The following is a 15,141-nucleotide window of genomic DNA, read 5'->3' on the forward strand; positions in this document are numbered from 1 at the left end:
GAGGCCGGTGAGGGGTGGGATAATGGCACGGTGAGTAACTCGACGCCTTCGTTTCAGTCTGAGCCTGTGAGTCTCGATTGGGGCCAGACCTGGCCTCCTCGCGACGTTTTTGTCAATCTTGCGCAGAATCGACGCGTGATTCCCGTCGTCCGGCGCGTGCTTGCCGACGAACTCAGCGCAGTGGGTGTCTATCGACAGCTCGCGCACGGCAACTATGGCAGTTTCATCTTGGAATCGGCGGAGCACGGAGGTTCCTGGGGGCGCTGGTCGTTCGTGGGCGCGTCGAGCGCGGGCGCTATCGTCGCCCGGGACGGTCGCGCACGGTGGATCGGATCGTATCCTGAAGGCGCATTGCAGGAGGGGACGTTCCTGGAGGTTGTTCACTCAGCGCTCGAGGAGCTTTCCGCACCGGCTATCGAGGGTATGCCGCCGCTGACCGGAGCGCTCGTTGGCTCGCTGGGATGGGGGATCATTCCCGAGTGGGAGCCGACGCTCGCCGCGACCGCCCCGAAGGAATCGGACATACCCGATGCGACGCTTGTGTTGGCTACGGAGGTCGCCGCGCTCGACCATGCCACCGGCTCGGTGTATCTCATGGCGATCGCATGGAACCTGAACGGCTCCGCGGAAGGAATCGACGGAGCCTATGACCGTGCGATTGAGCGCCTCGATGCGATGACGGCGCAGCTTGCGACCCCGATTGCTCCGGCGGTGCTGGGCAGTAGTGGCGCGACCCCCCCGGTGGTTCGCGAGCGTACTTCTCGCGCTGACTTCGAGTCCTCCGTGAATGCCGCCAAGCGCTCGATCGAAGACGGTGACGTATTCCAGATCGTGCTGTCGCAGCGTCTCGACGTGTCGACGTCGGCCAGCGGGATCGATGTCTACCGCGTGCTGCGTACGGTCAACCCCTCGCCGTACATGTACTTCCTTGATCTGCCCGACGACAAGGGCGGTCACTTCGAGGTCGTGGGTTCTTCTCCCGAGACTCTCGTGAAGGCGCAGGGGCGGCGTGTGTGGACCTACCCGATTGCCGGCTCGCGTCCGCGCGGCGCGGATTCGGCGCAGGATCATCGACTGGCAGCGGAGTTGCTTGAGGATCCGAAGGAACTGTCCGAACACGTGATGCTCGTCGACCTGGCCCGGAACGATCTGTCGAAGGTGTGCGACCCGGCGTCGGTCGAGGTTTCGACGCTGATGGAGCTCAAGCGGTTCTCTCATATTCAGCATATTTCGTCGACGGTCACCGGTGTGCTGCGCCCTGACGCCGACGCTCTTGACGCCCTGGTGGCGACCTTCCCTGCGGGTACCCTCTCGGGTGCTCCCAAGCCTCGCGCAATCCAGCTGATTGACAACTTTGAGCCGGCTGCCCGTGGCGTGTACGGCGGCGTCGTGGGCTACTTCGATCTGTCGGGCGATGCGGATCTGGCGATCGCTATTCGCACGGCCTCTCTCAAGGACGGCCTGGCCTCGGTCCAGGCGGGCGCGGGACTCGTCGCGGATTCGGTTCCCACCCTCGAATACGAGGAGTCGCGAAACAAGGCCGCGGCGGCGGTCGAGTCAGTCGTGCGTGCCTCGACTCTCGTGCCCCTGTCTTAACCCGTAGTGCGGGATGGCTCAGCCGCCGTGGGCCATTTTTCGCTAGCCTAGGTGAGGATTGATTGTTTCTGCCTGAAAGGGGAGCGTCGTGAGCGTTCTCGATGACATTATCGCCGGGGTCCGCGAAGACCTGAAAGAGCGTGAAGACCGCGTCCCTTTGGCTCGGATCAAGGAGCTGGCGGCTCAGGTCCCGGAGGCGAAGGATGCGCTCAGCGCCCTGCGCAACCGTGACGGTGCGGTCAAGATCATTTCCGAGGTGAAGCGTTCTTCACCGTCCAAGGGTGCACTCGCATCCATTCCAGATCCCGCCGCCCTGGCTTCGACGTACGAGGCCGGGGGAGCGTCTGTTGTTTCGGTGCTCACCGAGCAGCGTCGTTTCAACGGTTCGCTCGCAGACCTTGATGCGGTGCGCGCGGTCGTCGATATTCCGATCCTGCGCAAGGATTTCATCGTTACGCCGTATCAGATTCACGAGGCGCGTGCTCACGGCGCTGACCTCGTGTTGCTGATCGTCGCGGCCCTGGAACAAAACGCGCTGATATCACTGCTGGAGCGTACCCGCTCCCTGGGCATGGAGGCCTTGGTAGAGACGCACTCCCGGCTTGAGGCGTTGCGCGCGATGGAGGCCGGTGCCTCGATCATCGGCGTGAATGCCCGCAATCTGAAGACTCTGGAAGTGGACCGCTCGACCGTCGAGCAGGTCATCGACGTGATCCCCCAGGATGTTGTCGCGGTCGCCGAGTCCGGCGTCGCCAATGCCCATGACGTTTTTGAGTATGCCAAGTGGGGTGCGGATGCGGTTCTCGTCGGCGAGGCTCTCGTGACGTCGGGCGATCCACACGCGAGCATCCAGGACATGGTGAGCGCAGGCCAGCATCCCGCGCTGCGTACGGATCGCAAGGCTCGCGTCGCGGCGGCGCGTCAGGAAGGACAATGATGGAAGCCGAGAATTTTGCGCAAGGACCCTACTTCGGTGATTTCGGCGGTCGCTTTGTCGCCGAGTCACTCATGGGCCCCCTCGAAGAGGTCGAGGCCGCGTGGAAACGCTTGTGGCGAGACAAGTCTTTTCAGCGTCGTTTGCGTGACCTTTTCCTGAACTACGCGGGACGCCCGTCCCTGCTGACCGAGGCCCCCCGCTTCGCCGCTGACCTGGGCGGCGTGCGCGTGTTCCTGAAGCGAGAGGATCTGAACCATACCGGTTCCCACAAGATCAACAATGTGCTCGGACAGGCACTGCTCACCAAGGAATTGGGCAAGACCCGAGTCATCGCCGAGACCGGTGCGGGACAGCATGGCGTGGCCACCGCTACCGCCGCAGCCCTCCTCGGCCTCGATTGCACGATCTACATGGGACGTGAGGACACTGAGCGTCAGGCCCTGAACGTCGCGCGCATGCAAATGCTCGGTGCCGAGGTCATCGCCGTGACCGCAGGCTCGGCGACCCTCAAGGACGCGATCAACGAGGCGTTCCGCGACTGGGTGACCAACGCGGAGACGACCAACTACATCTTCGGCACCGCCGCCGGGCCGCATCCGTTCCCTGAGCTCGTGCGTGATCTGCAGCGCGTCATCGGCGATGAAGCACGCGCTCAGCTGCTCGCCGCCGAGGGGCGTCTGCCCGACGTGGTCGTCGCCTGCGTGGGTGGCGGTTCCAACGCGATCGGCTCCTTTACAGCGTTCATCGATGATCCGGGCGTCGAGCTGCTCGGATGTGAGGCGGCCGGCGACGGATTTGAGACCGGGCGCCACGCAGCGTCTATCACCGCCGATGAGGTCGGCGTCCTCCACGGAGCGCGTACCTTCGTCCTGCAGGAGCGCGACGGTCAGACAAAGGCCTCGCACTCAATTTCCGCTGGCCTGGACTACCCGGGCGTCGGCCCGCAGCACGCGTGGCTGGCTCGCTCGAATCGCGCATCCTACATGCCGATTTCCGACGCCGAGGCGATGGACGCGTTCCTGCGCCTGTCACGCACGGAGGGCATCATCCCCGCGATCGAGTCGTCACACGCCCTTGCCGGTGCGCGCGCGTGGGCTCGCGCCAAGGCGCAGGCCGAGGGATCGTTCGCGCCGGGGGAGGAACCCATCGTCATCGTGACCGTCTCGGGCCGTGGCGACAAGGACGTCGATACGGCATCGCGGTGGTTTGGCTATGGGCACGCGAAGCTGCAGGTCATCGACCCCAGCGCCGGACCGTCGGGCGTTGCCGTCCTAGACGAGAACGAGGAGAAGTGACATGACGCGCGCACCCCATTCAGCCGTGGCTATCGATGCCGCTATCGACCGTGGCGACGCCGCACTCATCGCATACCTGCCCGTTGGCTTCCCCTCGGTTGAGGATTCGATCCGCGCGGGCAAGGTCTTGGCCGACTGCGGCGTTGATGTCATCGAGCTCGGCTTTCCGTACTCGGATCCCGGCATGGACGGTCCGACCATCCAACGTGCGACCGTTGCTGCTCTCGAGCGCGGCACCCATCTGGAGGATCTTTTCCATGCCGTGGACGAGCTGACCTCCTACGGTGTTTCGACGTGCTCGATGACCTACTGGAACCCCGTCGAGTGGTGGGGGGTTGAGCGTTTCGCCAAGGACTTCGCCGCCGTTGGTGGCTCGGGTCTTATTACCCCCGATCTGCCGCCCGAGGAGGGCGCGCAGTGGGAAGCGGCCTCGGACGAGTACGACCTGGAACGCATCTACTTGAGTGCCCCCTCGTCGCCCGAGCACCGACTGAAGCTAATCGCGGAGCATTCGCGAGGCTGGGTGTACGCGGCCTCGTCGATGGGCGTCACGGGTGCGCGCGCCGCAGTTGGCGCGCACGTGGCAGACGTCGTGGCGCGTACCCGCGCAGCGGGCGCCGAACGCGTGTGTGTGGGCCTTGGAGTTTCCAACGGTGCTCAGGCTCGGGAGATCGGTGCCTACGCGGATGGCGTCATCGTTGGCTCTGCGCTCGTAAAGACTCTGTTCGATGAGAACATTGACCGTGGCTTGAAGGCCTTGGGTGAGCTCGCGAAGGAGCTTAAGGTCGGCGTCAGTGGGGCCCGCGTATGAGGGCGCTCATTACGGCCGGTATTCCGTCGCCTTCGCAGGGAGTGTGGTACCTCGGGCCGATCCCGCTGAGGGCCTATGGCATCATCATCGCCGTCGGCATGATTGTCGGCGTGTGGTGGACCGCCCGTCGCTACCGCGATCGCGGGGGAAAGCCGGACACGCTGTACGACGTGGCGCTCTGGGCTATCCCCCTTGGGGTCGTTGGCGCGCGCATCTACCACGTGATCACCTCTCCGGAAGCATATTTTGGCCCCGGTGGCGACCCGATGCTCGCCTTCCAGATTTGGCGAGGCGGACTTGGCATCTGGGGCGGAGTCGCATTCGGCGCTCTCGGAGTTTTCATCGCCGTAAAGCGTGCGGGCGTCCGCTTGGGGCCGATCGCGGACTCCCTGGCCCCTGCGCTGCTGGTCGCACAGGCTATCGGCCGGTGGGGGAACTGGTTTAATCAGGAGCTTTTTGGTGCCCCAACGACCGTGCCGTGGGGCCTCCAGATCGATGCGGCCCACATCCCCGCCGGGTACCCCGCAGGGACGCTGTTCCATCCGACATTCCTCTACGAGTGCCTGTGGAACCTCGCCGCCGCTGCGCTGATCGTGTGGCTTGACCGGCGCCACCGCTTCGCCGGGGGTCAGGTCTTCGGCCTGTACCTGATGACCTACACTGCGGGGCGCTGCTGGATTGAGATGCTGCGCATCGATGATGCGCACAGGGTTTTGGGTCTGCGCCTGAACGTGTGGACGTCGATTCTCGTGTTTGCTTTCGGCGTTCTTGTCTTCGTCGTTGCGGGACGTCTGGGCCGTTCGACGCGGGTCATATCCGCCGACGCCACGGAAGAGGAGGAATCCTGCGCAGCGGGGGAGGACTCCACGAGCGCTGTCGAGGCACACGCGGCGGATGAGACGATCTCCGACGACGTGGACGCAACGACTGGAGACAACGAGCACGAGCGGTCTTGATATGCGCCCCACCTCGCTACCCGCCCATATGATGCCGCTACGGGGTATTCATGGGAATGATCACGTCCCCCTGACGCTGATCCTCCTCGTTTCAACTGTGATTGGACGGTAAACTGATCCTTATGCGTCGAGCTAAGATTGTCTGCACTATTGGACCTGCCACTGAAACCCCTGAGCAGCTCCAGGCACTGGTGGACGCCGGCATGGATGTCGCGCGTATCAACCGGTCGCATGGAAAGCCTGAGGAACACGAAGCCGTCATTTCGCGCGTGCGAAAGGCGTCTGCCACGTCCGGCCGCGCTATTGCGGTTCTCGTCGACCTCCAGGGACCGAAGATCCGTCTGGAAACCTTCCAGGACGGACCCCAGGAACTGAAGATTGGCGACACCTTCACCATCACCACCCGGGACGTTCCCGGCACCAAGGAACTCGTCGGAACCACCTTCAAGGGCCTGCCTGGCGACTGTGCTCCGGGCGACCGCCTGCTGATCGACGACGGCAACGTCGCGGTCCGCGTTCTCGAGGTGAACGAGACCGACGTGGTCACCCTGGTTGAGGTTCCTGGCGTGGTATCGGACCACAAGGGCCTGAATCTGCCCGGTGTCGCCGTGTCCGTGCCCGCCCTGTCCGACAAGGACAAGGAGGACCTGCGCTGGGCCATCGATCAGGACGCTGATTTCATCGCGCTGTCCTTCGTGCGTTCTGCCGAGGACATCAAGGATGTTCACGAGATCATGGACGAGATGGGCAAGCGCATCCCGGTTATCGCCAAGATCGAGAAGCCGCAGGCCGTTGAGGCGCTGGAGGACATCATCGAGGCCTTCGACGGCATCATGGTCGCCCGCGGCGACCTCGGCGTCGAGATGCCCCTCGAGGCCGTTCCTCTGGTTCAGAAGCGCGCGATCGAACTCGCTCGTATTGCTGCCAAGCCCGTTATCGTCGCGACGCAGGTCATGGACTCCATGATCAAGAATCCTCGCCCGACGCGTGCGGAAGCTTCCGACTGCGCCAACGCGATTCTTGACGGTGCCGACGCGGTCATGCTCTCCGGCGAGACCTCGGTGGGCGCTTTCCCGATCGAGACGGTTCGCACGATGGCCGCGATCATCGAGTCGACGGAAGAGAACGGCGGAGAGCGCATCGCTTCGATTCCCGGCTACTTCGCCGATCGCGCCGGTGTCATCTGTGAAGCCTCTGCACGAATCGCAGAGAAGATGGACGCGCGTTACCTCGTGACGTTCACTCAGTCGGGCACCTCGGCACGCCTGCTGTCGCGCATGCGTCGCCCGATCCCGATGCTGGCCTTCACTCCGCTGGAGTCGACCCGGCGCCGCCTGGCCCTGTCGTGGGGCATTCAGACCTATCGTGTGCCGACTGTTCAGCACACCGACGACATGGTCTGGCAGCTCGATCAGGTCGTCCAATCCTCGCGACTGGCCGACATCGGCGAACAGCTTGTGATCGTCGCGGGCATGCCCCCGGGCATCGCCGGCTCCTCGAACATGCTGCGTATCCACGAAGTCGGAGATGAGGCCGATTACGCGATTGGTGGTCTGCGCTAGGCCTGAGATATGCGGTAGCGGGGGTGTCGGCGGTGAGCCGGTGCCCCCGCTCTTTTTCAGCATTGACGTGGACAACATTGTATTCGTGGAATAAACTATCCGGATACACGTTGAGACACGTGGACGTCGCACCAACGACGGCGCGGCAGTGCAGCAGATCGCTGCCCGGCGTGATCAGGAATGCCTGTGCGAACAAAGCACGTTTTCTGGAGCGCCCGAATGAAAGAGGAGAAAGAGAAATGAATACGAATATCCGGACCGTGTCGGTCCACGACACTCTGTTTGGTCGTGTGGCCAACAACCTGGAGGTCGGTCAGCTGTCACGCGCCGTTGAGCCGTGGTTCGCTGACTTCCACGATTCGAGGGTCAAGCAGGCAATTGCCGACCTTGACGAGCCGGCCCGCCGGGGCGCGGCTGCCGAGTATCTCGGTCTCGAACTGAGCGTGGTGGCCTGAGCCGTGACAAAGGGGCCGACAAGCAGTGCTTGTCGGCCCCTTGTTCGTCTGCGATTTTGTTGTAGCTGTTGCGCGACGCGCGTCGCACGCGTGCGCAATTGCCGGTACCATTAGGAGCACGTACTCCACTGGCGGTACCCCGAGTGGGATTCGAACCCACAACAAGCCGGGTTTGAGCCGACCGCCTCTGCCAGTTGGGCTATCGGGGCTTCGCGTGTGCGAGGTCTACAATAGAACAGCTAAGCAAACCGATCAAACTGAGGAATATGACAATGAGTGAAGAGCAGGCTGAACCGCGTCGCGTCCTCGTCGCAGAAGACGAGGGGTTGATTCGTCTCGATATCGTTGAGACGCTGACCCAGGCGGGGTTCGAGGTCGTCGGCGAGGCTGCCGATGGTGAGGAAGCTGTCGAGCTCGCGCTTGAGCTGGAACCCGACCTGTGCGTGATGGATGTCAAGATGCCGAAGATGGACGGCATCACCGCTGCTGAGAAGATCCTGCAGGAGCTGTCTTGCGCCGTCGTCATGCTGACCGCGTTCTCGCAGACCGAGCTCGTCGAGCGTGCCCGTGACGCCGGTGCGATGGCATACGTCGTTAAGCCTTTCAGCCCTGCTGACCTGATTCCCGCGGTCGAGATTGCCCTGTCGCGTCACGCAGAGATTGAGTCGCTCGAGGATCAGATTGCCGATCTGTCGGATCGCTTCGAGACTCGTAAGCGGGTCGACCGTGCGAAGGGCCTTCTCATGAAGAACATGGGAATGAGCGAGCCCGAGGCCTTCCGCTGGATCCAGAAGACGTCGATGGATCGTCGTCTGTCCATGCGTGAGGTTGCCGACGCGGTGATCAACCAGGTCGACGACTGAGTCAAGAATGCGCGAATGGGGAGGGTCAATAGACCCTCCCCATCGTTGTGTTGCGGCTCGTCAGTCGTGGCTCGAGCGCACGAGGATGCGGTTAGCCACACGCGCAATCGAAATGAGGCGGTCCGCCTCATCGCGGATTTCCACGGTGTGAACGGTTGAGCTGCGTCCCAGGTGAACGGCTGTGGCCGTTGCCGTGATGATCCCTTCACGGCCCGCACTAATGTGCGAGGCGTTTAGTTCGGTACCGACGGCGTACGCTTGCTTACCCGGGTTCGTTTCCCTGGCATGGATCTGCGCAGCGAACGATGCGGCGGTTTCAGCGAGGGCTGCGGACGCACCGCCGTGGAGGATTCCCGCGCTCTGGCGGTTTCCGTCGATGGGCATGGAGATCACGGTGCGCATGGCGCTGTGTTCGAGCACCTCCATCCCTGTGGCCTCCATGAGGGTGCCGGGCCAGTGGGCACCGACCCAGCCGCCGCGTGCAAGCGGGTCGGGTGAGGAAGACTGCGTGTGTTTCGTCTGGTGATCGTGTGTCATGGCATCTAGGGTGGCATGTGTGAGTGACACTGTGCTGATTATTGATGGCCATTCGATGGCGTTTCGCGCTTTCTACGCGCTTCCGCCGGATAACTTTGTGACGGCCACAGGCCAGCACACGAACGCGGTTTACGGCTTCGTCTCAATGCTGACGCGCTTGTTGGAGACGGAGAAGCCCACCCGTATCGCCGTCGCTTTCGATGTGTCCAGGCACTCATTTCGGACGGAGGAGTATCCGGAGTACAAGGGGACGCGCGACGCGACCCCCGAGGAGTTTAAGGGCCAGGTTGAGCTCATCCGGGAGGTACTCGACGCGATGGGTATCGTCTCGCTGTCTCGCGAGGGATTCGAGGCCGACGATATTCTCGCGACTCTTGCCTACCGCGCCGGCCGCGAGGGGGCGACCGTCCTGGTGGTGTCCGGCGACCGCGATTCCTTCCAGACGGTGACACAGAATGTCACGGTCCTGTATCCGGGTACGGGCCCCGGTGACTTGCGCCGGATGACGCCGCAGGCCGTGGAAGACAAATACGGCGTGCCGCCGCATCGCTACCCGGAGATTGCCGCAATCGTGGGCGAGACGTCGGATAACCTGCCCGGCGTTCCCGGCGTCGGGCCGAAGACCGCCGCTCAGTGGATCAATAAGTTTGACGGACTGGACAACCTCCTGGCCCGCGCCGACGAGATCGGTGGAAAGCGCGGTGCCGCCCTGCGCGAACACCTAGACGACGTTGTGCGCAACCGTCGCCTCAACCACCTGCTCACCGATATGGAGCTGGAGGTGGGTCCTGGCGACCTCGCTCGCCGCGCCACGGATGTGGCCGCCATTGACCGTCTTTTCGATTCTCTCGAGTTTGGTCGCCTGCGTCATAAGGTTCGTGAAGTTTCCGGCATCGGTATGGGGCAGGAGCGCGCCGACGATGCTCCCGAACCGGTCGCACAGGTTGAGATCTCGGTGTCCCTCGCCGATGCGTCCTGCGACATCGCTCAGTGGGCTCGCGGCCGCCCCACGCTCGCCGTCCTCGTTGAGGGCGACACGAGGCCGACGCGTGGAGATGTCACGCGCCTCGTTCTCGCCTCCGAGGCTGACGCGCTCGTCATCGACCCAGTCGAGCTGAGTCCTGCGCAGGAGGAAGCGGTTGGCGCCGTTCTGGCCACGGCCTCGTCCCTGATCGTGCACGACGCGAAGGGAACCCGTCACGCCCTGGCATCGCGCGGATGGACCCTTGGTAGCATCGAGTGCGACACCATGTTGGCCGCATACCTCGCCCACCCGGACCAGCGCTCACACAAGCTGGTGGACGTGCTCTCGCGCGTGCTCGGAGCCGTCATCGAGGAGCGGGAGGGTGATACCGGTGCGCTCTTTGAACTCTCGGACGTCGGAGCGGGGCCGAACGCTGCGCAGACGTATGCGGGCCAGTTGGCCGCGCACCTGCACCCTCTTGCCAAGACCCTGCGCGCCCGGCTCGAAGAGAGTTCCGAAGCGTCGCTGCTGACCGAGATGGAGATGCCCCTGTCGGTCCTGCTTGGCCGGATGGAAGACATCGGTATCGCAGCGGACACGAGCGTGCTCGACGGGCTCTCTGACGAACTCGGAGCGGCCGTCGATTCCGCGCGCGAGGGCGCGTGGGCGGCGGCGGGGCGTGAGATCAACCTCTCGAGCCCCAAGCAGCTCCAGGAGCTCCTCTTTGACCACTTCGGCCTTCCCAAGACGAAGAAGACGAAGACCGGGTATACGACGAACGCAGAGGCCTTGGCGGACCTGCATGCGAAGACTGCTGATCAGGGGGGAGCAGGACACGACTTCCTTGGGTTCCTACTGACGCACCGTGAGCGCATCAAGCTCAAGCAGATGGTCGACTCCCTGTCGGCGACCGTCGCCTCCGATGGCCGTATCCACACGACGTTCTCACAGGTCGCAGCGGCAACGGGTCGCCTCGCATCCTCCGATCCGAACCTGCAGAACATCCCCGCGCGCAGCGCAGACGGCATGCGTATTCGTGGTGCCTTCGTCGCTGGCGACGGATTCGAAACGCTGATGAGTGCCGACTACTCGCAGATCGAGATGCGCCTCATGGCTCACCTGTCCGGCGACGAGGCTCTCATCGAAGCCTTCAACTCGGGTGAAGACCTGCATCGCACCATGGCCTCGATGGTGTTCGGTACCCCCGTCGCCGATGTCAGTGGCGAGGAGCGTTCGCGCATCAAGGCAACCTCCTACGGCCTCGCTTACGGTCTGTCTTCCTACGGTCTGGCGGCCCAGCTCGGTATTGCCGTCCCAGAGGCGGCTGCTCTGCGCGACCGTTACTTTGAGCGCTTCGGTAAAGTGCGCGACTACCTCGAGGGTCTCGTCGCTCAAGCGCGAGCTGACGGCTACACCCAAACGATGTTTGGACGCCGCCGCTACCTGCCCGACCTGCGCTCGTCGAATCGCCAGCGTCGAGAGATGGCCGAACGCGCTGCCCTCAACGCACCCATTCAGGGCAGTGCCGCGGACATCGTGAAGATCGCGATGATGAACGTCGCCGACACCCTGTCCGAGGCGGGGCTCGCGTCACGCCTTCTCGTGCAGATCCATGACGAGCTTCTTCTCGAGGTTGCCTCGGGCGAAGCACAGGCCGTCGAAGCGATTGTCCGCGACAAGATGGCGACCCCGGTCGAGCTCTCCGTGCCGCTCGACGTCGCCGTCGGAATCGGGCAGTCCTGGCAGCTCGCGGCCCACTGATGGGCGACATGAGGCGACGCACACCACGCAAAGTGCCGCCATATTCGTCACATTTGCACGTTAAAGACTGCTAAACTGGATCATGGTGCCTGGGCACACGTGCATCCGCATGTGATCCGAGGTGCCAGAACTGTCCATCTACTATCCAGTCCGTTTCGGAGAAACTACTACATGACCACCAACACGCCGCAGGTCGCTATCAACGACATTGGTTCGGAAGCAGACCTGATCGCAGCCATCGACGAGACCATCAAGTACTTCAACGATGGCGACATCGTCGAGGGCACTGTCGTCAAGGTCGACCACGACGAGGTCCTCCTTGACATCGGCTACAAGACCGAGGGTGTCATCCTCTCTCGCGAGTTGTCCATCAAGCACGACGTCGACCCCGACGAGGTTGTCGCCGTGGGCGACCAGATCGAGGCGCTCGTCCTCCAGAAGGAAGACAAGGAAGGCCGCCTCCTCCTGTCGAAGAAGCGTGCGCAGTACGAGCGCGCCTGGGGCCAGATCGAGAAGGTCAAGGAAGAGGACGGCGTCGTTACCGGTACCGTCATCGAGGTCGTCAAGGGCGGCCTGATTCTCGACATCGGCCTGCGTGGCTTCCTGCCCGCCTCCCTCGTGGAGATGCGCCGCGTCCGCGACCTCGCCCCCTACATCGGTCGCGAGATCGAAGCGAAGATCATCGAGCTCGACAAGAACCGCAACAATGTGGTTCTGTCCCGCCGCGCATGGCTCGAGCAGACCCAGTCCGAGGTCCGCACGAACTTCCTGCACACCCTGCAGAAGGGTCAGGTGCGCTCCGGCGTCGTTTCCTCCATCGTCAACTTCGGCGCATTCGTCGATCTCGGTGGTGTCGACGGCCTCGTTCACGTCTCCGAGCTGTCCTGGAAGCACATCGACCACCCGTCCGAGGTCGTCGAGGTTGGTCAGGAAGTCACCGTCGAGGTTCTCGACGTCGACATGGATCGCGAGCGCGTCTCCCTGTCGCTTAAGGCCACCCAGGAAGATCCGTGGCAGGCATTCGCCCGCACCCACGCAATCGGCCAGGTTGTGCCGGGCAAGGTCACCAAGCTGGTCCCCTTCGGCGCGTTTGTTCGCGTCGAGGACGGCATCGAGGGTCTCGTCCACATCTCCGAGCTGGCTCAGCGTCACGTCGAGCTCCCGGACCAGGTCGTCAAGGTTGGCGAAGACGTCTTCGTCAAGGTCATCGACATCGACCTTGAGCGTCGCCGCATCTCCCTGTCTCTCAAGCAGGCCAACGAGGGTGTGGATCCGACCTCCGAAGAGTTCGATCCCTCGCTTTACGGCATGGCCGCCGAGTACGACGAGAACGGCAACTACAAGTACCCCGAGGGCTTCGATCCGGAGACCCAGGAGTGGATGGAAGGCTTCGACGCTCAGCGCGAGGCGTGGGAAGCCCAGTACGCCGAGGCTCAGGCCCGTTGGGAGTCCCACAAGGCTCAGGTCCGCAAGGCCCTCGAAGAGGACGCCGAAGCGGCTCCCTCCATCGAGGAGCAGGCCTCCTACTCGACTCCGGTCGACAACGAGGGCACCCTTGCTTCCGACGAGGCCCTGGCCGCGCTGCGTGAGAAGCTGACGAACAACTGAATCAGTCTTTGTGACTAACCTTCAACTCGTCGGTTCACGCACGTGAACGCATGAGTGGTGGTCCCCAGGTTTCCTGGGGGCCACCACTTTTTCTTCTTCTGTCGCCTCTCCGGCTGCCACGCGGCCTGCGTGTGTGGGCCGGGCTGCTTGGCGTGTCCGTGGGCGGGGGCCCGCCCGCTAACCGTCCGCGCTGCGAGCTGCGCTCGGCGCGTCGCCTCGAAGCCCGGCCAGGCCCCGCCACCGCCCACGGGAACCGCAGCCAGGCCATCCCCGATGCCTAGCCGTGTCCAGCGCGACCGTACACGTGCACCGCTGCCTTTTTCTACGGAACCGCGGTGGACTCCTATCGGGCGGATGCGTTTCGCCGAGGACCTGCACGCACTGTGATTAGGCTGAGCGACGTAGCGCTGCCGCATCGATGCAGGCACCAATAGCGGCTGCGACAACCGTGGGTAGGATCCAGCCGAGCTGAAGCGCCTGTAGGGGGCTCCACGCCAGTGCCGCGTTGATCGCGTCGGTGGCAACCCCGACCTGCGCGAGTGTCGTTAGGGCCGACCAGGCGGCCGCCACCCACGTGCCCAGGCGGAACGTCCACAAAGCGGGTGTTGCCAGACGCAGGGGATGAGAGGTAATCGTGATCAAGATGACCGCGATGGCGATCGGATACAGGAACGTGATGATCGGGACGGCGATCGCGAGTACCGAATTGAGGCCCGCAGATGCCAGGACGAAGGAAATGATCGTGAAGATGATCATCCACGTGCGGTAGGGGATCGCCGGGACCAAGCGGTGGAAGAACTCCGATGTTGCCGCGATGAGGCCGACCGCTGTCGTCATGCACGCGGTCAGCACGATGAGCCCAAAGACGATCTGGCCGGGCCACCCCATCGTCATCTGTGCCGCGTCGGCGAGCAGGGTCGCACCGTCAGTGTAGCTTTGGGCGTTGGGGATGACGTGTCCGACGAGCCCCAGACCCACGTAGACGACGGCAAGCAAGGCGCCGGCGATGATCGCAGCCGTAGACGTGCGGCGGACCACCTTAGCGCCGATTCCTCCGCCCGTGTGTCCCAGCGAGGTAACGACGATGATGCCGAACGCCAGCGCCGCGATCGAATCCATCGTCATGTAGCCCTCGAGAAGGCCTGCGGCCAGGGGAGTGGACGCGTATTCGCCCGTCGGAGCATCGTGAGAGGCAGGCAGGGAAGCCAAGCACAAGAACACGAGAAGGACGAGCAGGCCAAGCAGAATCGGAGTGAGAACCTTGCCGAGGCTATCGATAATGTTGCCCGGATTCCAACACAGATAGAAAGCAACGCCGAAGAACACCAAACAGAAAACGACAGATGCCACCAGTGACTTCGTGCCGATGATGGGAACGACCGCAGTTGAGAAAGACACGGCGGCCGTACGCGGCAGAGCATAGAACGCGCCGATCGACAGGTAGACGAGGACGGAGAAGACGAGTCCGAAAGCGCTTCCGGCGCGGCTAACGAGGTCACGCATGTCGGTACCCGACAGGGCAATCGTGATAATCGAGATGACGGGAAGCGCGACGCTGCCGATAAGAAAGCCAACCATGGCGGGGGCGAAGTTGGTTCCAGCCGATGCGCCCATGATCGGAGGGAAGATGAGGTTGCCTGCGCCGAAGAACATCGAGAAAAGCGTCAGGGCGGTCGCGATGAGAACAGCGGTGCTGCTCGAACGGCCAGTGGAATCTTCATTGACTGTCTGCGTCACTGATACTCACTTGATGGTGTGGGTTCTTTAACAGCACCAATTCTTGCATGAGGGCACCG

The 15,141-nt window shown here is 63.3% G+C and carries 12 protein-coding genes and 1 tRNA gene; 10 read left to right on the forward strand and 3 right to left on the reverse strand.

Annotated features, from left to right (window positions below; translation table 11 throughout):
• Positions 1-66 precede the first annotated feature (66 nt).
• The 7 genes from RDV55_RS09750 to RDV55_RS09780 all read left to right on the forward strand — a co-directional run bounded on the left by RDV55_RS09750 (position 67) and on the right by RDV55_RS09780 (position 7,612).
• Positions 67-1,596, forward strand: a complete 1,530-nt coding sequence (locus RDV55_RS09750; protein ID WP_111824517.1) for a chorismate-binding protein — start codon at positions 67-69, stop codon at positions 1,594-1,596.
• An 88-nt stretch (positions 1,597-1,684) separates the two neighbouring features.
• Positions 1,685-2,533, forward strand: a complete 849-nt coding sequence (gene trpC, locus RDV55_RS09755; RefSeq protein ID WP_111824516.1) for an indole-3-glycerol phosphate synthase TrpC — start codon at positions 1,685-1,687, stop codon at positions 2,531-2,533.
• Complete coding sequence (gene trpB, locus RDV55_RS09760; RefSeq protein WP_111824523.1) at positions 2,533-3,828, forward strand: tryptophan synthase subunit beta; 1,296 nt, start codon at positions 2,533-2,535, stop codon at positions 3,826-3,828. The genes trpC and trpB overlap by 1 nt, the downstream gene beginning before the upstream one ends.
• Before the next feature lies 1 nt (position 3,829).
• Positions 3,830-4,639: a tryptophan synthase subunit alpha gene (gene trpA / locus RDV55_RS09765; RefSeq protein WP_111824515.1), complete on the forward strand. Its 810-nt coding sequence runs from the start codon at positions 3,830-3,832 to the stop codon at positions 4,637-4,639.
• Positions 4,636-5,595, forward strand: a complete 960-nt coding sequence (gene lgt / locus RDV55_RS09770) for a prolipoprotein diacylglyceryl transferase (RefSeq protein ID WP_245907784.1) — start codon at positions 4,636-4,638, stop codon at positions 5,593-5,595. The genes trpA and lgt overlap by 4 nt, the downstream gene beginning before the upstream one ends.
• A gap of 122 nt (positions 5,596-5,717) precedes the next feature.
• Entirely contained in the window at positions 5,718-7,157 is a 1,440-nt protein-coding gene (gene pyk / locus RDV55_RS09775) for a pyruvate kinase (RefSeq protein WP_111824514.1), read from the forward strand.
• Between the two features lie 239 nt (positions 7,158-7,396).
• Positions 7,397-7,612, forward strand: a complete 216-nt coding sequence (locus tag RDV55_RS09780; RefSeq protein WP_016461722.1) for a hypothetical protein — start codon at positions 7,397-7,399, stop codon at positions 7,610-7,612.
• A gap of 135 nt (positions 7,613-7,747) precedes the next feature.
• Here RDV55_RS09780 and RDV55_RS09785 read toward each other — a convergent pair.
• Positions 7,748-7,821 (reverse strand) — tRNA-Leu (locus tag RDV55_RS09785).
• Between the two features lie 63 nt (positions 7,822-7,884).
• Here RDV55_RS09785 and RDV55_RS09790 point away from each other — a divergent pair.
• Positions 7,885-8,475 carry an ANTAR domain-containing response regulator gene (locus RDV55_RS09790; RefSeq protein WP_007588074.1) on the forward strand — a complete coding sequence of 197 codons (591 nt, stop codon included), beginning with the start codon at positions 7,885-7,887 and terminating at the stop codon, positions 8,473-8,475.
• 60 nt (positions 8,476-8,535) lie between these two features.
• Here RDV55_RS09790 and RDV55_RS09795 read toward each other — a convergent pair whose 3' ends face one another.
• A complete protein-coding gene (locus tag RDV55_RS09795; RefSeq protein ID WP_111824513.1) occupies positions 8,536-9,012 on the reverse strand; it encodes a hotdog fold thioesterase in 477 nt (158 codons plus the stop codon).
• On the opposite strand from RDV55_RS09795, the gene polA reads away from it, so the two are divergent.
• Both polA and rpsA read left to right on the forward strand, forming a co-directional pair.
• Positions 9,011-11,737: a DNA polymerase I gene (gene polA, locus RDV55_RS09800; protein ID WP_174703849.1), complete on the forward strand. Its 2,727-nt coding sequence runs from the start codon at positions 9,011-9,013 to the stop codon at positions 11,735-11,737. The two genes, RDV55_RS09795 and polA, sit on opposite strands and share 2 nt — an antisense overlap.
• Positions 11,738-11,908: 171 nt before the next feature.
• Positions 11,909-13,345, forward strand: coding sequence for a 30S ribosomal protein S1 (gene rpsA / locus RDV55_RS09805; protein ID WP_111824511.1), 1,437 nt, complete (start codon positions 11,909-11,911; stop codon positions 13,343-13,345).
• Positions 13,346-13,732: 387 nt separating this feature from the next.
• On the opposite strand, the gene brnQ is transcribed toward rpsA, so the two are convergent.
• Positions 13,733-15,082 (reverse strand): branched-chain amino acid transport system II carrier protein, encoded by a 1,350-nt coding sequence (gene brnQ, locus RDV55_RS09810; protein WP_111824510.1) that lies wholly within the window; start codon positions 15,080-15,082, stop codon positions 13,733-13,735.
• Positions 15,083-15,141: the final 59 nt, after the last annotated feature.

The sequence above is a fragment of the Schaalia odontolytica genome, from assembly GCF_031191545.1.
Classification (GTDB): Bacteria; Actinomycetota; Actinomycetes; order Actinomycetales; family Actinomycetaceae; genus Pauljensenia; species Pauljensenia odontolytica.

Bases quoted from the DNA above. Each gene is read 5' to 3' on its own strand.
- trpA (WP_111824515.1), top strand. From the start codon at position 3,830: ATGACGCGCGCACCCCATTCAGCCGTGGCTATCGATGCCGCTATCGAC.
- rpsA (WP_111824511.1), top strand. From the start codon at position 11,909: ATGACCACCAACACGCCGCAGGTCGCTATCAACGACATTGGTTCGGAA.
- RDV55_RS09780 (WP_016461722.1), top strand. From the start codon at position 7,397: ATGAATACGAATATCCGGACCGTGTCGGTCCACGACACTCTGTTTGGT.
- pyk (WP_111824514.1), top strand. From the start codon at position 5,718: ATGCGTCGAGCTAAGATTGTCTGCACTATTGGACCTGCCACTGAAACC.
- lgt (WP_245907784.1), top strand. From the start codon at position 4,636: ATGAGGGCGCTCATTACGGCCGGTATTCCGTCGCCTTCGCAGGGAGTG.
- trpB (WP_111824523.1), top strand. From the start codon at position 2,533: ATGGAAGCCGAGAATTTTGCGCAAGGACCCTACTTCGGTGATTTCGGC.
- RDV55_RS09795 (WP_111824513.1), bottom strand. From the start codon at position 9,012: ATGACACACGATCACCAGACGAAACACACGCAGTCTTCCTCACCCGAC.
- RDV55_RS09790 (WP_007588074.1), top strand. From the start codon at position 7,885: ATGAGTGAAGAGCAGGCTGAACCGCGTCGCGTCCTCGTCGCAGAAGAC.
- polA (WP_174703849.1), top strand. From the start codon at position 9,011: ATGGCATCTAGGGTGGCATGTGTGAGTGACACTGTGCTGATTATTGAT.